Source organism: Cellulomonas sp. (genome assembly GCF_965229465.1).
GTDB lineage: Bacteria > Actinomycetota > Actinomycetes > Actinomycetales > Cellulomonadaceae > Cellulomonas.
In genome coordinates this window covers 4,100,581-4,121,825 of sequence record NZ_OZ245882.1, presented here as the reverse complement: position 1 = coordinate 4,121,825, position 21,245 = coordinate 4,100,581, and the positions used below count along the sequence as shown (strand labels likewise).

Genomic DNA, 21,245 nt, shown 5'->3' with positions numbered 1-21,245 from the left:
GTCCGTCCTCAGTGGGTGATCGAGATCCGGTCGTACAGACGGCGCAAGAAGGGCGGCGCCCACCAGTTCGCCCGGCCCAGGAGCGTCATGGTCGCGGGGACCAGCAGCATCCGGACCAGCGTCGCGTCGACGAGCACCGCGACGGCCAGGGAGAACCCGACCTCCTTGATCACCAGGAGCTCGCCGGCGACGAAGCCGGCGAACACCACGACGACGATGAGCGCGGCGGACGTGATGATCCGCCCCGACCGCTGGAGCCCGAGTCGCACGGCGTCGTCGTTGGGGATGCCCCGGTCCACCAGCTCCTTGATCCGGGACAGCAGGAACACCTCGTAGTCCATGGCCAGCCCGAACGCGAACGCGACGACGAGGGCGATGACGTAGGTCTCGATGCCGCCGGTCGGCGTGAAGTTCAGCAGGCCGGCCAGGTGCCCGTCCTGGAACACCCACACGAGCACGCCCAGCGACGCCGCCAGGGACAGCGCGTTGGTGAGGAGCGCCTTGACGGGCACGACGACCGAGCCGGTCATGAGGAAGAGCAGGACGAGCGTCGTGATCGCCACGATCCCGATCGCGACCGGCGCCCGGTCGACTACGGCCGCGGTGAAGTCGATCTGCGAGGCGGCCTGGCCGGTGACCCACGTCGGGAACGGTGCATCGAGGTCGCGGACCTGCTGGACGACCTCGCGCGCGACGGTGTCACCGGGGTCGTCGGTGTCGGGGCGGATCCCGATTACCACGTAGGAGTCCACCGGGGACGGCGGGTCGACGGACGCGACCCCGTCGAGGTCCTCGAGCGTGGCGGCCCAGGCGGTGGCGTCGTCGAGGGACGCCTGTGCGACCACGGTGATCGCCGGGGTGGACGCGGCGGGGTAGTCACGGGCGAGCACGTCGACGAACTCGCGCTGGGTGCTTCCGGCGGGCAGCAGCTCGGTGGTCGAGTTGCGCAGCTCGAGGTGAGCGAGCGGCAGGGCGAGGAAGCCGAGCACCGCGAGAGACCCGAGGAGCACGAACCAGGGGTGCCGTTGCACCCGCGCGGCCAGACGCGAGAACAGTCCCTCCTCGGTCTGCACGTCGGCGGTGCGCGCCAGCACGCCGCGCAGGCCGGGGATCCTGGCCAGGATGCTCGGCCGGATCATGCGGCGGCCGGCCAGGACCAGGAGAGCCGGCACCAGGGTCAGCGCGGTGGCCACCGCCACGACGATCACGGCGACGCCCGCCGCCCCGAACGCCCGCAGGATCGGCGGCCGGAACACGAGCAGCCCGGCGATCGAGATGACGATGATCAGCGCGGAGAACGTGGCGGTGCGGCCGGCCGTCGCCATGGTCCGTTCGATCGCGGTCAGCACCGCGCCGTCGCCGCGCCGTCGTCGGCTCCCGCGTCCGCCGTCGCCGTCGACGACGCGGTGCAGCTCCTCCCGGAACCGGGAGACCATCAGCAGGCCCCAGTCGATGGATAGGCCGAGGCCGAGGACCGTCACGATGTTGACGACGGACGAGTCGAGGTCGAGGACGTAGGAGAAGCCCAGGAGTGCGGCGAGCCCGCCGGCGATCGACGCGACTGCACCGACCATCGGCATCCCGGCGGCGAGGAAGCCTCCGAAGACGAGGATCATGATGAGCAGCGCGATCGGCAGCGCGATGGTCTCGCCGGTGCGCAGGTCGGTCTCCACCTGGTCCGTGATGGCCTCGACGATCAGCGTGGTGCCACCGACGATCCCGGTGACTCCGGGCGCGGCCACCTCGAGGTCCGCCGGCACCTCGCGCAGGCGTGTCGCGACGGCGTCCAGCGCGGCCTGCTGGTCGTCCTCGGACAGGTCGGGGGCAAGCTCCACGACGACGAGGAACCCGTCCCCGTCCTGGGCGAGCAACGGGGCTGCGGCGGGGTTGGCGGCGCCGTCCGGCAGGCCCAGCGCGTCGATGACGGAGACGACTCCGTCGATCGAGGCGAGGTCCTCGCGTGCCGGCGCCAGGGCCGTGGCCACCTCGGGGTCGGTCGGGTCGACGCCCTGGAGGACCAGCGTGAGGGAGGGGCCGCTCTCGTCGGAGTCCTCGAGGATCTGCCGCCCCTCGGCGCTCTCGGACCCGGGGACCGACGGAGCGCCGGTGCTCAGGCGGTCGAACAGGTTCTCCCCGTGCACGCCCAGGACCGCCAGACCGTAGCCGAGCACGGCGAGGACCAGCCACGCGACGACGGTGAGGCGGGGGTGGTGGGCGACAGCGCGACCTACTCGGGCGAACACGCCGGTCATCGTCGCAGGTGGAACGGCCGTCGCGCACACGGAGTCACCGGTTCGGGGTGAGGGAGGCTCTCCGACGTCGGTCCGCGTGCGTACCCTGCCCGCATGGACCTCTTCGATGCGGTGACGTCGACGGCCACCGGCCTGCCCGCCGTCGGGGCCGGGGCGCCGCTCGCGGTGCGGATGCGGCCGCGTGACCTGGGGGAGGTGGCGGGCCAGGAGCACCTGCTCGTCGGCGGGTCGCCCCTGCGGCGGCTGGTCGAGCCTGCCAACGACGCGGCTCGTCGGGCGGCGCCCACCTCGGTCGTGCTGTGGGGACCGCCCGGCACCGGGAAGACGACCCTCGCGTACCTCATCGCCGCCACGTCCGGCCGCCGTTTCGTCGAGCTGTCGGCGGTCACTGCGGGGGTCAAGGACGTGCGGGCCGTGATCGAGGACGCCCGCCGCCGGCTGGCGACGGACGGCACCGAGACCGTCCTGTTCATCGACGAGGTCCACCGGTTCACCAAGGCGCAGCAGGACGCCCTGCTGCCCAGCGTGGAGAACCGCTGGGTCACCCTGGTGGCCGCCACCACGGAGAACCCGTCGTTCTCCGTGAACTCGCCGCTGCTGTCCCGCTCCCTGCTGCTCACGCTCCAGCCGCTCGACACCGAGGACGTGCGCCGTCTGGTCCGTCGGGCGGTCGAGGACGAGCGGGGCCTGGGCGGGTCCATCACGCTGTCCGACGACGCCGAGGACCACCTGCTCCGGCTGGCCGGCGGGGACGCGCGCAAGGCGCTGACCATCCTCGAGGCCGCCGCGGGCTCCGCGCTCTCGGAGGACGACGCGGTCCTTCCCGTGCTGGTCGACCTGGCGACGATGGAGCGCGCGATCGACGTCGCCGCGGTGCGCTACGACCGCGACGGCGACCAGCACTACGACGTGATCAGCGCGTTCATCAAGTCGATGCGCGGCTCCGACGTCGACGCCTCGCTGCACTACCTCGCACGCATGATCGCCGCGGGGGAGGACCCCCGGTTCATCGCCCGCCGGATCGTCATCGCCGCCGCCGAGGACGTCGGCATGGCCGACCCGAGCGCGCTCCAGACGGCCGTCGCCGCCGCCCAGGCCGTCGCGCTGATCGGGATGCCCGAGGCGCGGATCATCCTGGCGGAGGCCGTCGTGCACCTGGCGACCGCCCCGAAGTCGAACGCCGCCTACACGGGCATCGACCGCGCGCTGGCCGACGTGCGCGCCGGCCGGATCGGCTCGGTGCCCTCGCACCTGCGCGACGCGCACTACCCGGGCGCCAAGCAGCTGGGCCACGGGACGTCCTACCTCTACGCGCACGACCAACCGCACGCGGTGGCCGCCCAGCAGTACCTGCCGGACGAGCTGGTGGGCACGCGGTACTACGAGCCGAGCGACCGCGGCTACGAGCGCCAGGTGACCGAGCGGCTGGACCGGATCAGGGCGATCCTCGACGGCCAGGGCTGATTCGGGTTTCCCGGCCGGCGCAGGGTAGAGTGTCGAGGTCGTCCGCGGGACGGGTGTGCATTCACGCCCCCAGCTCGGACGGCCACCTGGGGCCTTAGCCAGCGTCGGACACCAGACACGACGCACCACACGGTCGGCCCCACGCCCGGCGGAGCTCTCCGTCTTCGGGTGTGACGTCTACAACGACAGGAAGTAACTCTGTGAGCAGCGTGACCCGCTCGCGTCGCCAGGTGCGCCTTTCCCGCGCCCTCGGCCTCGCGCTGACGCCCAAGGCCGTCAAGCACTTCGAGAAGCGGCCGTACCCCCCCGGCGAGCACGGCCGTGCGCGTCGCCGCACCGAGTCCGACTACGCGGTCCGTCTGCGTGAGAAGCAGCGTCTGCGCGCCCAGTACGCGCTGCGCGAGAAGCAGATGGCTCGTGCGTACGAGGACGCCCGCAAGGCCCCGGGCCTGACCGGTGAGGCGCTCGTCGAGAACCTCGAGACGCGTCTCGACGCCCTCGTCCTGCGCTCCGGCTTCGCCCGCACGATCCTCCAGGCCCGCCAGGTCGTCGTGCACCGTCACATGCTGGTCGACGGCAAGATCGTGGACCGTCCCTCCTTCCGCGTGAAGCCGGGCCAGACGCTCCAGGTCAAGCCGAAGAGCCAGGCCACGGTGCCGTTCCAGGTCGCCGCCGCCGGTGCGCACCGCGACGTCCTCCCGACGGTCCCGGGCTACCTCGACGTGCAGCTGGAGAAGCTCAGCTCCGTCCTGGTCCGCCACCCCAAGCGCGCCGAGGTCCCCGTGACGTGCGAGGTCCAGCTGGTCGTCGAGTACTACGCCCGCTGATCCGTTCCTCACGGACGCCCCGCCGCGCAGCTGCGCAGCGGGGCGTTCGTGCGTGCGGGGGCGGGTAGGGTTTCCGCGGGGTCGACGACCCCAGGACCAGGAGGCTGGACATGTCGGTGGGTGACGTCGCGGGTCTGATCGCCGCGATCGCGTTCGTGCTGCTCGTGGGCTTCTTGGCGGTCCCGTTGATCAAGCTGGGCCGCGTGCTGGACGAGACCCGGACCTCGGTCAAGGAGATCACCGACCACACGGTCCCGGTGCTGGACGAGACGGCCACGCTCGTGGCGTCCTCGAACGGGCAGCTGGCCAACATCGACACGGTCACCACGGCCGCCGCGCAGGTGTCGGAGAACGTCTCGGCGCTCACGTCGCTGTTCGCCGCGACCGTCGGCTCGCCGATGATCAAGGTCGCGGCGTTCTCGTACGGCGTGCGCCGGGCGCTGTCCGGTCTCGCGGCGAGCGCGCGCCGGAGCCGATGATGGCGCGCCGCCTGACCTGGCTGGCCGTCGGCGTCGTCGTCACGGTGATCGTGATCCGCAAGGGGCGCACGGTCGTCGAGACCTACCTGCCGGCCGGGACCACCGACGCCATCGACGGTGCCCAGCGCGTCACGCACGCGGTGGCCACCCTCAAGAGCGAGTTCCTGGCGGGGATGGCCGAGCGTGAGGCGCAGCTGCGGCACGACCTCGTCGGCGACGTCGACGTCGACGCGCTCCGGGCGGAACGACCCGAGCGCGTCGAGAAGCTGCGGCGCGCATGGTCCTCCCGCCGTGGCGAGGACTGGGCAGGCCCCACCGAGGACCCGGACGACGACGACGGCTACACCTTCTTCTAGGCACCACCCGATCACCACAGCACGACGACGAGGACACCGATGCGTACCGCCGAGATCCGCCAGCGCTGGCTCGACTACTTCGAGGGCAAGGGCCACGTCGTCGTCCCCTCGGCCTCGCTGATCTCGCCCGACCCGTCGACCCTGTTCGTCATCGCCGGCATGGTGCCGTTCATCCCGTACATGCTCGGCGAGCAGACCGCGCCGTGGCCGCGCGCCACGAGCGTGCAGAAGTGCGTGCGCACCCTCGACATCGAGGAGGTCGGCAAGACCACCCGCCACGGCACGTTCTTCCAGATGAACGGCAACTTCTCGTTCGGCGACTACTTCAAGGAAGGCGCGATCACCTACGCCTGGGAGCTGGTCACCGGGTCGCGCGAGACCGGTGGATTCGGCTTCGACCCCGACACCATCTGGGTCACCGTCTTCCACGACGACGACGAGGCGGCCGACCTCTGGAAGCAGATCGCGGGGTTGCCGGACGAGCGCATCCAGCGCCGCGGCTGGAAGGACAACTTCTGGTCCACCGGCGCGCGCGGACCGTCGGGTCCCTGCTCGGAGATCTACGTCGACCGCGGGCCGGAGTACGGCGCGGAGGGCGGACCGGTCGTCGACGAGGACCGCTACCTGGAGATCTGGAACCTCGTCTTCATGCAGTACGAGCGCGGTGACGGGGGCGGCAAGGAGAACTTCCCGATCCTCGGGGACCTCAAGCAGAAGAATATCGACACCGGCATGGGCCTCGAGCGCGTGGCCTACCTGCTCCAGGGCGTCGACAACCTGTACGAGATCGACGAGGTGTTCCCCGTCATCCGGGGTGCGCAGGAGCTGTCCGGCAAGCGGTACGGCGCGGTGCACGACGACGACGTCCGGATGCGCGTGGTCGCCGACCACGTGCGCAGCTCGCTCATGCTCATGGGCGACGGCGTCACGCCGTCCAACGAGGGCCGCGGCTACGTGCTGCGCCGCCTCCTGCGCCGCTCCATCCGTGCGATGCGCCTGCTCGGGGTCGAGGGCCTCGCGCTGCCGTCGCTGCTGCCCCTGAGCAAGGACGCGATGAGCCCGTCGTACCCAGAGCTCGCGGCGAACTTCGAGAAGATCAGCCAGGTCGCGTACGCCGAGGAAGAGTCGTTCCGGCGCACGCTGGCTGCCGGCACGGTGATCCTCGACACTGCTGTCCAGAACGTGAAGAAGCAGGCGCTCGGCGTCCTCTCGGGGTCGCACGCCTTCCAGCTGCACGACACCTACGGCTTCCCGATCGACCTCACGCTCGAGATGGCGGCCGAGCAGGGCGTCTCCGTCGACGAGACCGCGTTCCGGACCCTCATGAAGGAGCAGCGGGACCGTGCACGGGCGGACGCGCTGGCCAAGCGCGCCGGTCGCGCGGACACGGCGGCCTACCAGGAGCTGCACAGCACCCTGAGCAGCGAGAGCGCGAAGCCGGTCCAGTTCATCGGGTACACCGACGCCACCGCCCGCTCGCGCGTGGTCGGCCTGCTGGTCGACGGCGTGCCTGCGCCGGCCGCGACCGCGCCCGCGGACGTGGAGGTCGTGCTCGACGTGACGCCGTTCTACGCCGAGGCGGGCGGGCAGCAGGCGGACACCGGCGTCATCGTGCTCGACGGCGGTGCGCGCATCGAGGTCGACGACGTGCAGGCGCCGGTCAAGGGCCTGTCCGTGCACCACGGTCGCCTGGTCGACGGCACGGTCACGTTCGGCGAGTCCGGGACCGCGACGATCGACGTCGACCGCCGCCGGGCGATCGCGCGTGCCCACACGGCCACGCACCTGGTGCACAAGGCGCTGCACGAGTCCATCGGGGAGAGCGCGACGCAGGCCGGCTCGCTCAACGCGCCGAGCCGGCTCCGGTTCGACTTCCGCTCGCCGTCCGCGACCCCGTCACAGGTCGTCGCGGAGATCGAGGCGCGCGTCAACGAGCGGCTCCAGGACGACCTCGAGATCACCGACTCGGTCATGCGGATCGACGAGGCACGTGGCCGGGGCGCGATGGCGCTGTTCGGCGAGAAGTACGGCAACGAGGTCCGCGTCGTCGACATCGGCGACGGCTGGTCGCTCGAGCTGTGCGCGGGCACGCACGTCAAGCGGTCCGGCGAGCTCGGCCTGGTCACCCTGCTGTCCGAGTCGGCGATCGGCTCCGGCGTGAGGCGTGTCGATGCCCTCGTCGGTGCGGGGGCCTACGGGTACCAGGCGAAGGAGCGCGCGCTCGTCGGCCAGCTGTCGGGGCTGCTCGGGGCTCGCCCGGACGAGCTCACAGAGCGCGTGTCCTCGCTGCTCACCAAGCTCAAGGACTCGGAGAAGGAGCTCGCGGGGCTGCGCCAGGCGACCCTGCTCGCGCAGGCGGGCGCGCTCGCGTCCGGCGCGCAGACGGTGGGGGAGACCCGCGTGGTCGCGCACGACGCGGGCGAGGTCGGCGGCGACGAGCTGCGCACCCTGGTGCTCGACGTCCGCTCGCGGCTGGGCGAGGCGGCGCCCGCGGTGGTGGCGATCGGTGGCGTGAGCAAGGGCCGGCCGGTCGTCGTCGTCGCGACCAACGCCGCGGCGCGCGAGCGTGGTGTGCGCGCCGGCGCCCTCGTGCGGACGGCCTCCGGCATCCTCGGCGGGGGCGGCGGCGGCAAGGACGACCTGGCACAGGGCGGCGGCACGGATCCCGTGCGGCTCGCCGAGGCGCTGGCCGCGGTGACCGCGGCGGTGAGCGGCTGACGTGCCCGCCGTACCCGACCCCGACCGGGACGTCGTCCGCGGCGCCCGGCTCGCGGTGGACGTCGGCTCCGTGCGCGTCGGCCTCGCGAGCAGCGACCCCGACGGGCTGATCGCGACGCCGGTGGCCACCCTCGCACGCGCCACCAGCGCGAAAGGTCGGCTTCCGTCCGACATCGCGCAGGTGGTGCGGGAGGTGCAGGAGCGGGGTGTGGGTGTTGTGTATGTCGGACTTCCGGTGCACTTATCGGGCGCCGAAGGTTCCGCATCCGACGCCGCGCGCGCGTACGCTGTCCAACTGGCGCAGGCCGTCGCACCCGTCACGGTGCGGTTGGTCGACGAGCGGATGAGCACGGTGTCCGCCCATCACGCGCTGCATGCGTCCGGCCGATCCGGACGCAGCCACCGGCAGGTCGTCGACCAGGCGGCCGCGGTGGTGATCTTGCAGTCCGCGCTGGACGCGGAGCGTGCGTCGGGGCGACGTCCCGGTGAGCGGGTGCTCGTCGGCCCAGCACAGCATGCTCCAGTGGCGCGCGGGGGGGCTGCGGGCGACGCACGGACGACTGTGGAGTGACGCGCGAGTGACCAACAGCCAGACCGACCGTTGGGCCCCCGGAGAACGGAGCGACGAGGTGAGCGACCTGTTCGGTGGTGACACCCGTCTCGCCCCGGCCGAGCGCCGACCCTCCCGATCCCGCGGCCGCGCGAAGGAGCAGCGGGAACGCAAGCGTCGTCGTCGTCGCTCGATCTGGGTGCTCGTCGTCGCCGTGCTCATGGTCGCCGGCGCCGCCTACGTGGTCATCGAGCTCATGGGTGGCCTGTTCCAGGGCGCGCAGGGCTCCGGCAGTGGTGTCGACGACTACAGCGGGATCGGCCACGGCAGGGTGGAGATCGTCATCAAACCCGGCGACACCGGCGCCGACATGGCGACGACCCTGGTGGATGCGGGCGTCGTCGCCACCGCCAAGGCCTTCAACGACGCCTTCGCGGCGAACGCGCAGGCCAGCTCGATCCAGCCGGGCACGTACTCGATGCTCCTCGAGATGAAGGCGTCCGACGCCGTCGTCGCGCTCCTCAACCCGTCGAGCAGGGTCTCGTTCAAGGTCACGATCCCCGAGGGGCTCACCAAGGACCAGATCGCGACGAAGCTCAGCGAGAAGATGGCCGTACCCGTCGAGGAGGTCCAGGCCGCGATCGCGGACCCCGCCGCCATCGGGCTGCCGGCCGAGGCCAACGGCAACGCCGAGGGCTGGCTGTTCCCGGCCACGTACGACATCCAGCCGGACGCCACGCCGGCGAGCGTCCTGTCTCAGATGACCGCGCAGACCGTGGCTGTGCTCACGCAGAAGGGTGTCCCGCAGGACCAGTGGGAGACCGTGCTCAACAAGGCGTCGCTGGTCGAGCGCGAGGCGAAGCTCCCCGAGGACCGGCCCAAGGTGGCGCGCGCCATCGAGAACCGCCTCGCCAAGGAGATGGTGCTGCAGATCGACGCGACGGTCGCCTACGGGCTGGGCATCTCGGGCATGGACCTGACCACGGAGATGACGCAGGACGACTCCAACCCGTACAACACCTACACCCACCTCGGCTTGCCGCCGACGCCGATCGCCTCCCCGGGCGCGGTGTCGATCGACGCTGTCCTCAACCCTGAGCCGGGTGACTGGCTCTTCTGGGTGGCGGTCAACCTCGACACCGGGGAGACCCGCTTCGCCGTCACGAACGAGGAGCACAACGCCAACAAGGCGCTTCTTCGTCAGTGGCAGGAGGAGAACAGCGGGTGAGCACGGCCGCCCCTCGACGGGCGGCGGTGCTCGGGCACCCGGTGGCGCACTCGCTGTCACCGACGCTCCACCGCGCCGCCTACGCGGCGCTCGGACTCGACGGCTGGCGCTACGACGCGGTCGACGTCACCGAGGCCGAGCTCGCGACGTTCGTGCACGGGCTCGACGCGTCCTGGGCGGGTCTGAGCCTCACCATGCCCCTGAAGCAGACGGTCATCCCGCTGCTCGACCACGTCGAGCCCCTGGCGGAGGTCGTCGGTGCCGTGAACACGGTGCTGTTCCAGGGACGCACGCTGATCGGCGCGAACACCGACGTGCACGGGCTCGTCGCCGCGCTCGGTGAAGGGCTCGACGGCGCCCAGGTCCGCACCGCCGCGGTGCTGGGCGCCGGCGCGACTGCGGCGTCCACGCTCGCCGCGCTCGCCCAGCTCGGCTGCGCGTCGCCGGTCGTCTACGTCCGGGCCCTCGCCCGGGCGGGCGGGCTCATGCGGGCGGCCCACCGGATGGGCGTGACGCCCGTCTACCGCACGCTGGATGCCGCGGTGGGGGAGATCGGCCGCGCCGATGCGGTCGTGTCGACCCTTCCGCCGTTCGCCGCGGACGCGATCGCCGCGCAGGTCACCCACGCGGAGGGCGTCCTCCTCGACGTGGCGTACGACCCCAGGCCGACCGCGCTGTCGGTCGCCTGGGCAGCGGCCGGGGGAGCGGTGGTGGGCGGGGAGCGCATGCTGCTGCACCAGGCGGCCGAGCAGGTGCGCCTGATGACCGGGCGGGCCGCCCCGCTCGCAGCCATGTCGGCGGCACTCGAGGACAAACTCACCACCTGAGATCCTCACGCGCCTCAGGGTTGCTGCCGATTGACCGGGGAGACACCCGTGCGGCCACCACCCGGCCGCCGGCTCGACCGGAGGGACGGCGCGTGAAGCAGCTCGGGGAGATCCTGCTCGATGAAGGCCTCGTCTCTGAGGTGCAGCTGCTCGCGGCGCTCGACGAGACCCATGCCCGCGGCTCGTCGCTCGGACGCACTCTGGTCGAGCTCGGCGTGATCACCGAGGGCCAGCTGGTCAAGGCCCTCGCTGCACAGGTGGGCATGCAGTTCGTCGACCTCGACGAGCACCCGGTGGACCGCGCGGCTCTCGCGCTGGTGCCCAGCGCGCTCTGTCGGAAGTACACCGTGCTGCCCGTCGCGCTGGAGGGCGGGTCGATCGTCCTGGCCACCTCGGACCCGGGCAACGTCATGGCCGTCGACGACGTACGCACGGTCTCCGGCCGGCCGGTGATCTCGGTGATCTCCACGCACGACAACCTGCTGCGGGCGATCGACCGGTTCTGCCGGGCCGACGACGAGATGGACGACCTGTCTCAGGCCTTCGAGGACGAGATCGGCACCGCCGACACCGACCTGTCGAAGATGGGCGACTTCGTCGACGACGACGCGCCGATCGTGCGGTACGTGAACCTGCTGGTCACGCAGGCGATCACCGACCGCGCCTCGGACATCCACATCGAGCCCACCGAGCACGACCTGCGGGTGCGGTACCGGATCGACGGCGTGCTGCACGAGACGCAGCGGTCGCCGAAGCAGATCCAGGGTGGTGTCATCAGCCGCGTCAAGATCATGAGCGACATCGACATCGCCGAGCGCCGCAAGCCGCAGGACGGCCGCATGTCCGTGGTGCACAACGGCCGCAAGATCGACCTCCGCGTGGCCACGCTGCCGACGGTGTGGGGCGAGAAGATCGTCATGCGAATCCTGGACAACTCCACGGCGAGCCTCGACCTGCGCGACCTGTCGTTCCTGGACGAGAACTACGCGACCTATCACGAGGCGTACACCAAGCCGTACGGGATGATCCTGGTGACCGGCCCCACCGGGTCGGGGAAGTCGACGACGCTCTACGCGACGCTCAACGCCGTCTCCAAGCCCGAGATCAACGTCATCACGGTCGAGGACCCGGTCGAGTACCGCCTGGCCGGCATCAACCAGGTGCAGGTGAACCCCAAGGCCGGCCTGACCTTCGCCGGTGCGCTGCGCTCCATCCTGCGGTCGGACCCCGACGTCGTCCTCCTCGGTGAGATCCGCGACCACGAGACCGCGCAGATCGCCATCGAGGCGGCCCTCACCGGTCACCTCGTGCTCTCGACGCTGCACACCAACGACGCCCCGTCGGCGATCACCCGCCTCACCGAGATGGGGATCGAGCCCTTCCTGGTCGGGTCGGCGCTGGACGCGGTCGTCGCCCAGCGGCTCGCACGCAAGCTCTGCAACAAGTGCAAGGAGCCGTACACGCCGACGCCCGTGGAGCTTGCTGCGGCGCGCTTCCCCTGGGTGGACGGGGAGCCGCTGCCCGAGTTGATGCGCGCGGTCGGTTGCCCCACCTGCTCGAAGACGGGCTACCGCGGGCGGCTGGCCCTGCACGAGGTGATGCGCGTGACCGAGGAGATCGAGCGGCACGCCGTCGCGCACTCCTCCAGCGCGGACATCGCTGCGACCGCCATCTCGCAGGGCATGATCCCGCTGCGCGACGACGGCTGGCACAAGGTGGCGCTCGGCTACACGTCCATCGAGGAGATCCTGCGCGTCGTCGCCTGACCGGGGGAGCGCTTGACGTGCACCGATGCCTCAAGTCGGGCACGCGCCAGGCCGATGAAGCGCAGAGAGCCTGAACGGTGCGTGACCAGACGCACCGACGGATGCCGTACGACCGTGGAGGAACGACGTGAGCGAGACGTACCAGGCATCCGCCGGAGAGCCGTCGCGGCCGCTGCCGCCCTACCGGCCGGTCGGCCCGCAGGCGGGTGCACCCGCGCCTGGCCAGGCGATGTTCTCGCCGATCCCGTCGCAGAGCTCGCTCCCGCCCGCAGCCCCGCAGCCCTATCAGGCCCCCCCGGCGGTTCCCGCGTCGTACCCGGGCGGCGTCACGACCCAGGCCGCGCAGGCGTCGTTCGTGCCGGCCGGACCGGGCCCGACCACCAACGGGGTGTTCATGCCGGCGCCCGCCCCCGCCGTCGGCGCGCCGGGACACGTCCCCGCCCCGCAGCCGCCCCCGCCCCCCGCCGCCGGCCCGCCGAGCCAGCGTGCCGCCGCCCCCGCGGCGGTCCGCGAACGCGCACCCCGTCGCGGGATGGGCCAGGAGGCCGAGGAGGGCGACATCGCGATCGATGCCGTCCTGACCGAGATGGTGAAGCTCGGCGCGTCCGACGTGCACCTGACGACCGGCGCCGCGCCCATGGTCCGGATCTCCGGGTCGCTCAAGCCGCTCGACGGCTTCGGCACCGTGATGCCCGAGCCGCTGCGCCGCACGCTCTACGGGATCCTGACGCAGAAGCAGCGGGAGAAGTTCGAGGCGAACCTCGAGCTCGACCTGTCGTACGCCGTCCGCGGCCTCGCCCGCTTCCGCGTGAACATCTACCAGCAGCGCGAGTCCATCGGCGCCGCCTTCCGTGTCATCCCCTACGAGATCAAGCCCCTCGAGGCGCTGGGGGTCCCGCCGATCGTGGGGTCGTTCGCCGGGCTGCCCCGCGGTCTCGTCCTGGTCACGGGCCCCACGGGCTCCGGGAAGTCGACGACCCTCGCGGCCGTCGTCGACCTGGCGAACCGGACCCGCGAGGACCACATCATGACGGTCGAGGACCCGATCGAGTTCCTCCACCGCCACAAGAAGTCGCTGATCAACCAGCGCGAGGTGGGCTCGGACACGCACTCCTTCGCGAACGCGCTCAAGCACGTGCTGCGCCAGGACCCCGACATCATCCTGGTCGGCGAGATGCGTGACCTCGAGACGATCTCGGTCGCGCTGACCGCCGCCGAGACGGGTCACCTCGTCTTCGCGACGCTGCACACGTCCGACGCCGCCCAGACGATCGACCGCATCATCGACGTGTTCCCCGCGCACCAGCAGGCCCAGGTGCGCACCCAGCTGGCGAGCGCCCTGCAGGGCGTCGTCTGCCAGACGCTGGCCAAGCGCGCGGACGCCAATGGACGAGCGGTGGCGACGGAGGTCTTGATCGCCACCCCGGCCATCCGGAACCTCATCCGGGAGGGCAAGACCCACCAGATCTACTCGGCGATGCAGGCCGGCGCTCAGCAGGGCATGCACACCATGGACCAGCACCTCGCGGACCTGGTCAAGACCGGCCGGATCTCCTACGAGACCGGTCTGGACAAGTGCCACCACATCGAGGACTTCAACCGCCTGACCGGCCGCGCCGCAGGAGGCTCCGCGGGCGCGGGCCTCACGAAGGCCGGCATGGGCGGCAACTTCTACGCCGAGGGGGCGCACTGATGGCCGCGACAACGGCACGGACCTTCGAGTACGCGGTCCGTAACCGCGAAGGCAAGATCGTCAAGGGTCGGATCGAGGCGCCCAACCAGGCGGCGGTGGCCAACCGGCTGAAGACCATGGGCCTCGCACCCATGTCGATCAGCGAGGTGGGCACCGGCGGTCTCCAGAAGGAGATCTCGATCCCGGGCTTCTCCGACAAGATCGGCCTGAAGGACCTCGCGATCATGGCTCGCCAGCTGTCGACGATGATCGACGCCGGCTTGTCGTTGCTGCGGTCGCTCACCATCTTGGCAGAGCAGACCGAGAGCAAGGCCCTGGCCAAGCGCATCGCGCAGGTCCGGAACGACGTGGAGGTCGGTGTCTCGTTCTCCACCGCGCTGACCAAGCACGCCGACGTCTTCCCGCCGCTCATGATCAACATGGTGAAGGCTGGCGAGGTCGGCGGCTTCCTCGACCAGGTCCTGATCTCCGTCGCGAACAACTTCGAGGACGAGGTGAAGCTCCGCGGCAAGGTGAAGTCGGCCATGACGTACCCGGTAGTCGTCTTCGTCATCGCCATCCTGGCCGTAGTCGGCATGCTGCTCTTCATCGTCCCGGTGTTCGCTGGGATGTTCACCAGCCTCGGTGGCGAGCTCCCGCTCCCCACCCGAATCCTGGTGATGCTCTCCAGCATTCTCAAGATCGTCGCCATCCCACTCGTCGTGGTGATCGGCGTGTTCTCGGTCTGGTGGTCAAAGCACAAGAATGACCGCGGCGTGCGGGAAAGGCTCGACCCGGTCAAGCTGAAGGTCCCGGTGTTCGGCAACCTGTTCCGCAAGATCGCGGTCGCTCGGTTCACCCGCAACTTCGGCACCATGATCCACGCCGGAGTGCCGATCCTGCAGGCGCTGGACATCGTCGGGGAGACCAGCGGCAACCTCGTCATCGAGCGCGCCGCCAAGGCGGTCCAGGAGTCGGTGCGCTCAGGGCACTCGCTGAGCGGACCGCTGTCGCAGCACCCGGTGTTCCCGCCGATGGTGGTGCAGATGATGGCCGTCGGTGAGGACACAGGCGCGCTCGACACGATGCTCGAGAAGATCGCCGAGTTCTACGACCAAGAGGTCGAGGCGACGACGGAACAGCTGACGTCGCTCATCGAGCCCCTGATGATCGTCGTGCTGGGTTCGCTCATCGGCGGCATGATCATCGCGCTGTACATGCCCATCTTCAAGGTCTTCGACCTGATCAACTGACATGAACAGACTTCTTGTGCGCGACGCCCGCGACCATGGCTTTACCCTCATCGAGTTGCTCGTGGTCATCATCATCATCGGCGTGCTCGCGGCGATAGCCATCCCGACCCTGCTGAACCAGCGGCGCCAGGCCTTCGACGCGACGGTCAAGTCGGACCTGCACAACGTCGCGGTCGCGGTGACCGCTGCGACGCACTCCGACACCTCCGCGATCGACGAGGCGATGGTGCGCTCGGACATCCGGCTGAGCCCCGCGAACACGGTCGCTGTCGTCCGCGTCGGTGACTCGTACTGCCTTCGCGGGTGGCACTCAGGATCCGTGGCGTCGAGGAGCTGGGCCGTGGTCGACGGGTCGGTCGTCCTTGACGACGGAGCGTCCTGCACGGGCACCCCTGCGTTCGTCCTGCCTTGATTGGATCGCATCCTTTCGGACATTTCCGAGGCTGCGCCGATCGGGTGACAACAGAAGATCCTCCCAATGGGTACTCAAGTCCAGTGGGCTACGCACCGAAACTGCACGTGGAGCCACTGCAGTTCTGAGGCGCCATCAACATTGGACCTGAATTCGAAATGGGGACGGGCACATGATCGCTCGCGTTCGCAAGTCCATCGACGAGAAGGACCAGGGCTTCACGCTCATTGAGCTCCTCGTCGTCATCATCATCATCGGCATCCTCGCGGCCATCGCGATCCCGGTGTTCCTGAACCAGCGCAAGAAGGCGGTCGACGCGTCGATCAAGTCCGACCTGCGCACGGTCGCCAACGAGCTGGAGACCTACGCGACGGACGCCCAGGCGTACCCGGTCGGCACGGTCAACAGCGGCACCGACAAGATCACGATCCCGGCGCTGGCGCCGAACCCGGCGACCGACGTCAAGCTCTCCTCGGGCAACGTCGTGAAGATCGTCGCGACGGCGACCGAGTACTGCATCACGGGCACGAACACCAAGGGCAGCAACACCGCCGGCTTCAACTACGACAGCGACAAGGGCGGCCTGCTCCCGGCCGGCACTGCCTGCAGCTGATCGTGACCGGGTCGGGAGGCGTCGCACGACGCCTCCCGACCTTCGTTCGCAGCTCGCCCGGGTCCGCCACGGCGCTCGCACTCGTCGCCCGCCAGGCCGCTCCTGATCCTCCTCGTGCCGAGGGCGACCTCGTTCCTGGTTCGAGCGCTCGGCCCTCCGCGGGCATGCAGACCTCATGCCCGCGCCACCCCCTGAAAGGCAGACCCTCATGATCGCTCGCGTCCGCAAGTCCATCGACGAGAAGGACCAGGGCTTCACGCTCATCGAGCTCCTCGTCGTCATCATCATCATCGGCATCCTCGCGGCCATCGCGATCCCGGTGTTCCTGAACCAGCGCAAGAAGGCGGTCGACGCGTCGATCAAGTCCGACCTGCGCACGGTCGCCAACGAGCTGGAGACCTACGCGACGGACGCTCAGGCGTACCCCGGCGCCATCACCGGCGCCGTGGGCACCATCACGATCCCCGCGCCGACCGGTGGCACGGCGACGACGGTAAAGCTGTCCTCTGGCAACACGCTGAACGTCACGGGCTCCTCGACCGAGTACTGCATCACGGGCTCGAACCCCAAGGGCAGCAACACGGTCGGCTTCAACTACGACAGCGACAAGGGCGGCCTGCTCCCGGCCGGCACCGCCTGCAGCTGATCGCGACGTCGCAGGGGCTCCGGGAGGTTCGTCCTCCGGAGCCCCTGCGGCACACCCGCATTCCCAGCACCACCACACGCCACCCGAGGAGAAGTGATGAGGCGACGAGTCGAGATCGGCCGCGTCACCGGTGATCAGGCCGGATTCAGCCTGATCGAGGTCGTTGTTGCGCTCTTTCTCCTCGGCATCGTCGCCACGGCGGCGCTGGGCTTCTTCATCCGCGGCATGCAGAACACGTCCCACCAGCAGCGCTCCCAGGCCGCCGTCGCCGTCGCGACGCAGGGCATGGAGCTGGCGCGCTCCGTCACACCGCAGGCCGCCAACGGCGCGGGGACGAGTGGATTGCTCATCGGCCGGGCGAAGGCTGACGTCGACGCCGCCTGGGCCGCAGCGGCCGCGACCGACACCGCGCAGATGAACGCGGACTGGGACCCCGCCGCCGCGAACTCCGCGAACGCCGTCATCCCGATCGTGGGCAACCCGATCCGGGTCTCGGACGAGACCTTCACCGTGACGACGCTGATCGGCACCTGCTTCAGGCCCATCGCGGCCGCCCAGACCGACAAGCCGTGCACCAAGGCCAACCCGGGCGGCGGTGCCAAGCTCTACCGCATCGTCGTCGTGGTCAAGTGGGCGCCGACGAAGGCCGGGCAGTGCGGCGGCGCAACGGTGTGCACCTACCGCGTCTCTGCGCTGGTCGACCCGTCGAACGACGCGAACTGGAACCTGACCGCGAAGCCGGTCGCGTACGACGACGCCCTCACGGTCGTGGCCGGCAGCGCGTCTGTGTACTCGGACATCCTGGCCAACGACGTCATGGGGGCTGTTACGTCGAACCCGACGACGATCATCACGCTCCCGACGATGGGCACCGTCTCCGTCCGCGCGTCCGGCGCGACGATGGGCGGCGTGGACTTCACGGCGCCCGCCGACGCCTCGGGGATCACCCAGTTCACCTACACGCTCAAGGACCAGGCCGGGCGCACGTCGAACGAGGCCATCGCGACGGTGACGGTGACGCCGAAGTCGGTCAACGACACCGGATACTCCGTCCTCAACGTGGCCAAGTCGTTCGACGTCCTCGCCAACGACCTCGGCACCTTCACGGCCGGCACGACGGTCTCCATCACCGCGCCCGTCACCGGCGCCTCGGTGTCGGGCACGAACATCGTCTACAACGGTGCGGCCACCGGCTCGAAGACGATCAAGTACAAGGTCAAGGACCCGTGGGGGGGCGAGAGTGCGGAGGCGACGCTCGTCGTCACGGTCAAGAACAGCGACCCTCCGGTGTCGTCCCCGCAGACCATCACAGTGGCGTACAGCCCGAAGAACGCGATGACGACCAACCTCGACATCCTGAACAAGACCGGCAACCCGTCGTCGTTCTCGATCGTGATGTCTGGAGCGGCGCCCTCGCCGGGCACCGTGACCCTCAACGGCGCAGCGAACGTCGCGACCTTCAACCAGCCCGCCGGGATGGCACCGGGGACCTACACCGTGAACTTCGCGGTGAAGAACCTCGACGGTGAGGTGACGGCTGCGACGCCGTACACGATCATCGTGGCCCCGCCGGTCGCGGTGGCCGACGCCTACTCGGTCAAGAAGTCGGTCAACTCCACGCTCATCGTGGGGACGAACGACACGCCGCTGCTGGCGGACTGGAGCAGCAGGATCACGGTGGCGGTCTTCCAGCCTGCGGCCGGTTGCGGCTCCGTCGCGGTGTCTCCCTCGGACGGACTGGCCGGCAAGGTCGTCTACACCGCACCGGCGGTGGCGTCCGGCACCAAGGCGTGCTCGTTCGACTACCAGCTGCAGCAGGCGTCTGGTACGGCGTTCGTGTCCAACCGCGTGACGGTCACCCTGTCGGTGACCCAGTGACCCGGCGGTCGACCATGGACCGGCTGCGCCGACGTCTCGCGGCTGCTCGCCAGAGCGACTCGGGGATGTCGCTCGTGGAGCTGATCGTCGCGATGGGCATCTTCACTGTCGTGGTCAGCATCTTCATGGCGGGGGTCGTCGTGATGACGAAGTCGACCGCGCGAGCTCAGTCCGTCTCGGACTCGGGCGACATGGTGCGCAAGGTCTTCCAGAAGCTGGACCGTGAGGTCCGCTACTCCAAGGCGGTCAACCGGCCCGGTGCGGGCACGACCGCCGGTACCTGGTACGTCGAGTACTTGGTCACGCCTCAGCCGGGGGCGGCTCCGGGCTGTGTGCAGTGGAGATACACGGCTTCGACACGGCTGCTGGAGTACCGCTGGTGGACCGACGTCGCGCCTCGGACGCCGAGCGCCTGGGTGATGGTTGCCAAGAACGTGCGCAACGACCTCAGCGTGCCTGCGTCGCGTCCGTTCCAGTTCACCGCCGCGGACGGCGTCCATGAGAAGCAGCAGCTGCGGGCCGTGCTCGACGTAGGCCCAGGGCCGGCCGGCGTCGGCGCGAAGAAGGGCGCTCAGCTCGATTCCCTCTTCATCGCGCGCAACACCTCGACGACGTCGCAGAGCAACGCCGACCTCGACGGCAACGGCCAGAGTGACTACCCGGTCTGCCAGACGGGGGTGAACCGGCCGTGATGCGTCGACCCGCCCAGAGCGCCACCGAACGGAGTGAAGGTCCCATGACGAGAATGCGTGCGCGGTTCGACCTCGCCTCTCGCGGCGACGAGGGCGTCGCACTCCTCATGGTCGTGATGCTGATCATGATCGTCGGCGCGCTCAGCGTCCTCGTGCTCGGCGTCACGGTCGCACAGGTGCGCCCCACGCAGTTCGGCACCAAGACCGAGCAGACCGTGTTCGCCGCCGAGGCCGGCATCGACGCGACGTTGAGCCAGCTCCGGCTCAACCTGGCCGCGCCCGACCTGCTGACCGGGAAGATCTACGGCGACCCGCACAAGCTGCCGTGCACCGTGTCCGGTCACGTCGGCGGATCCTCCACCGACCTCGAGTACGTCACGACCATCACGTACTTCGACGTCGACCCGACCGGCAAGGACGCGACCTGGCGCGCAGCCAACGACCTCACCTGCTCCACGACGGCAGGTGTCGCGATCGCGCCGAGCTTCGCGCTCATCTCCTCGCAGGGCAAGGACAAGGCGGTCATGGGCCTGAGCGCCGCCGCCGGCAACCGGACGATCGAGACCGTCTACACGTTCCAGGTCTCCAACAACAACATCGACGGCGGGACGATCTACAACTTCGGCGACACGTACTGCCTCCAGGCCGATGGTCAGACGGTCAACTCGACGGTCTCCTACGTAGCCGCTACGGGCTGCCGGACGGACGACCCCCGCCGACTGTGGAGCTGGGGCAAGGACTACTCGATCAAGCTCGCGATCACAACCCTCGGTCCCGCCGCGTCGGAGCTGTGCCTCACCGGCCGGCCGGCGAGTGCTGGCAACACCGTCAATGCGACCCTGCAGTACTGCAACGCGACCAGGACCGACCAGATGTTCAGCTGGGAGGGTGGAGCGCGGTGGCGTGGACAGAACTCGACGAACACGGACTACAGCAGCTTCTGCCTGGGGGCGCACTCCGCCACAGCGGTCCTTGCCACGACAAAGCTCCAGGTCGGCTCGTGCCTCGGCGACAACACCTCGAACGGCTCGTTCGACCCGGACCCGCGCGTGGGTGCCGGTGCAGCCGGCTACAACACGATCCAGGTGGTGAACTACCTGGAGTTCGGGCGCTGCATGGACGTGACAAACACGGACGTCAACTACGCCTTCATGATCGTGTACCCGTGCAAGCAGGACCCGAGCGGCGGCAGCAAGCTCGCGTGGAACCACAAGTGGTACTACACCGAGCCCACCGGCCTGTCCGGATCGCTCGCCAGCCAGCAGATCAAGGTCATCAACGGTTCCACCTACTGCCTGACGACCCCGTCGGCGACGGCTGACCCCGCGAACCCGGTGATGAGGGCCTGCAGCTCGACCTCCGCCGACCAGAAGTGGACTCGCAACGCGCTGAAGGACACCTACGCGGAGAGCTGGACGTTCACCGACCGGTACGGTCGATGCATCTCGCTCGGCGCCAAGATGACGCAGACCGTCAGTGGTGTCACGACGAACACCCCGTGGTCCTCGATGACAGTCGCGCCGTGCAACGGCGGGCCCGAGCAGAAGTGGAACGCACCCGCGAAGGGGCAGGCCGCAAAGCTGGACGACTTCAAGGAGATGAAGGACTGATC

18 protein-coding genes are annotated in these 21,245 nt (G+C 69.9%); 17 read left to right on the top strand and 1 reads right to left on the bottom strand.

Annotated features, from left to right (window positions below):
* Window positions 1–8 precede the first annotated feature (8 nt).
* On the bottom strand, window positions 9–2,252 hold the full coding sequence (locus tag ACO06A_RS19505; RefSeq protein ID WP_421733834.1) for an MMPL family transporter: 2,244 nt from the start codon (window positions 2,250–2,252) through the stop codon (window positions 9–11).
* A 93-nt stretch (window positions 2,253–2,345) separates the two neighbouring features.
* Here ACO06A_RS19505 and ACO06A_RS19500 point away from each other — a divergent pair, with 93 nt between their 5' ends.
* From ACO06A_RS19500 to ACO06A_RS19420, 17 genes are all read left to right on the top strand, one after another.
* Window positions 2,346–3,716, top strand: a complete 1,371-nt coding sequence (locus ACO06A_RS19500) for a replication-associated recombination protein A (RefSeq protein ID WP_421733833.1) — start codon at window positions 2,346–2,348, stop codon at window positions 3,714–3,716.
* A 200-nt stretch (window positions 3,717–3,916) separates the two neighbouring features.
* The gene (gene rpsD / locus ACO06A_RS19495) at window positions 3,917–4,543 is read left to right on the top strand and encodes a 30S ribosomal protein S4 (protein ID WP_175347601.1); all 627 of its coding nucleotides are present in this window, start codon (window positions 3,917–3,919) and stop codon (window positions 4,541–4,543) included.
* 110 nt (window positions 4,544–4,653) lie between these two features.
* The gene (locus ACO06A_RS19490; protein ID WP_175347602.1) at window positions 4,654–5,022 is read left to right on the top strand and encodes a DUF948 domain-containing protein; all 369 of its coding nucleotides are present in this window, start codon (window positions 4,654–4,656) and stop codon (window positions 5,020–5,022) included.
* Window positions 5,022–5,378, top strand: coding sequence for a hypothetical protein (locus ACO06A_RS19485; protein ID WP_421733832.1), 357 nt, complete (start codon window positions 5,022–5,024; stop codon window positions 5,376–5,378). The genes ACO06A_RS19490 and ACO06A_RS19485 overlap by 1 nt, the downstream gene beginning before the upstream one ends.
* A gap of 39 nt (window positions 5,379–5,417) precedes the next feature.
* Window positions 5,418–8,096 carry an alanine--tRNA ligase gene (alaS, locus tag ACO06A_RS19480; RefSeq protein ID WP_421733831.1) on the top strand — a complete coding sequence of 893 codons (2,679 nt, stop codon included), beginning with the start codon at window positions 5,418–5,420 and terminating at the stop codon, window positions 8,094–8,096.
* A gap of 1 nt (window position 8,097) precedes the next feature.
* Complete coding sequence (ruvX, locus tag ACO06A_RS19475) at window positions 8,098–8,667, top strand: Holliday junction resolvase RuvX (protein WP_421733830.1); 570 nt, start codon at window positions 8,098–8,100, stop codon at window positions 8,665–8,667.
* Between the two features lie 58 nt (window positions 8,668–8,725).
* Window positions 8,726–9,874 (top strand): endolytic transglycosylase MltG, encoded by a 1,149-nt coding sequence (gene mltG, locus ACO06A_RS19470; RefSeq protein ID WP_421733829.1) that lies wholly within the window; start codon window positions 8,726–8,728, stop codon window positions 9,872–9,874.
* Window positions 9,871–10,701 carry a shikimate dehydrogenase gene (locus tag ACO06A_RS19465; RefSeq protein ID WP_421733828.1) on the top strand — a complete coding sequence of 277 codons (831 nt, stop codon included), beginning with the start codon at window positions 9,871–9,873 and terminating at the stop codon, window positions 10,699–10,701. The genes mltG and ACO06A_RS19465 overlap by 4 nt, the downstream gene beginning before the upstream one ends.
* A 92-nt stretch (window positions 10,702–10,793) precedes the next feature.
* Window positions 10,794–12,467 carry a GspE/PulE family protein gene (locus ACO06A_RS19460; protein WP_421733827.1) on the top strand — a complete coding sequence of 558 codons (1,674 nt, stop codon included), beginning with the start codon at window positions 10,794–10,796 and terminating at the stop codon, window positions 12,465–12,467.
* Between the two features lie 127 nt (window positions 12,468–12,594).
* The gene (locus ACO06A_RS19455) at window positions 12,595–14,160 is read left to right on the top strand and encodes a PilT/PilU family type 4a pilus ATPase (RefSeq protein ID WP_421733826.1); all 1,566 of its coding nucleotides are present in this window, start codon (window positions 12,595–12,597) and stop codon (window positions 14,158–14,160) included.
* Window positions 14,160–15,392: a type II secretion system F family protein gene (locus tag ACO06A_RS19450; protein WP_421733825.1), complete on the top strand. Its 1,233-nt coding sequence runs from the start codon at window positions 14,160–14,162 to the stop codon at window positions 15,390–15,392. Before ACO06A_RS19455 ends, ACO06A_RS19450 begins: the two co-directional genes overlap by 1 nt.
* A 61-nt stretch (window positions 15,393–15,453) precedes the next feature.
* Complete coding sequence (locus ACO06A_RS19445; protein ID WP_421736103.1) at window positions 15,454–15,804, top strand: type IV pilin protein; 351 nt, start codon at window positions 15,454–15,456, stop codon at window positions 15,802–15,804.
* Window positions 15,805–15,976: 172 nt separating this feature from the next.
* Window positions 15,977–16,417, top strand: coding sequence for a prepilin-type N-terminal cleavage/methylation domain-containing protein (locus ACO06A_RS19440; RefSeq protein WP_421733824.1), 441 nt, complete (start codon window positions 15,977–15,979; stop codon window positions 16,415–16,417).
* Window positions 16,418–16,625: 208 nt separating this feature from the next.
* Window positions 16,626–17,063, top strand: coding sequence for a prepilin-type N-terminal cleavage/methylation domain-containing protein (locus ACO06A_RS19435; protein ID WP_421733823.1), 438 nt, complete (start codon window positions 16,626–16,628; stop codon window positions 17,061–17,063).
* A 96-nt stretch (window positions 17,064–17,159) separates the two neighbouring features.
* A complete protein-coding gene (locus tag ACO06A_RS19430) occupies window positions 17,160–18,941 on the top strand; it encodes an Ig-like domain-containing protein (RefSeq protein ID WP_421733822.1) in 1,782 nt (593 codons plus the stop codon).
* Window positions 18,938–19,633, top strand: coding sequence for a PulJ/GspJ family protein (locus ACO06A_RS19425; RefSeq protein WP_421733821.1), 696 nt, complete (start codon window positions 18,938–18,940; stop codon window positions 19,631–19,633). The genes ACO06A_RS19430 and ACO06A_RS19425 overlap by 4 nt, the downstream gene beginning before the upstream one ends.
* A gap of 44 nt (window positions 19,634–19,677) precedes the next feature.
* The gene (locus ACO06A_RS19420; RefSeq protein WP_421733820.1) at window positions 19,678–21,243 is read left to right on the top strand and encodes a hypothetical protein; all 1,566 of its coding nucleotides are present in this window, start codon (window positions 19,678–19,680) and stop codon (window positions 21,241–21,243) included.
* Window positions 21,244–21,245: the final 2 nt, after the last annotated feature.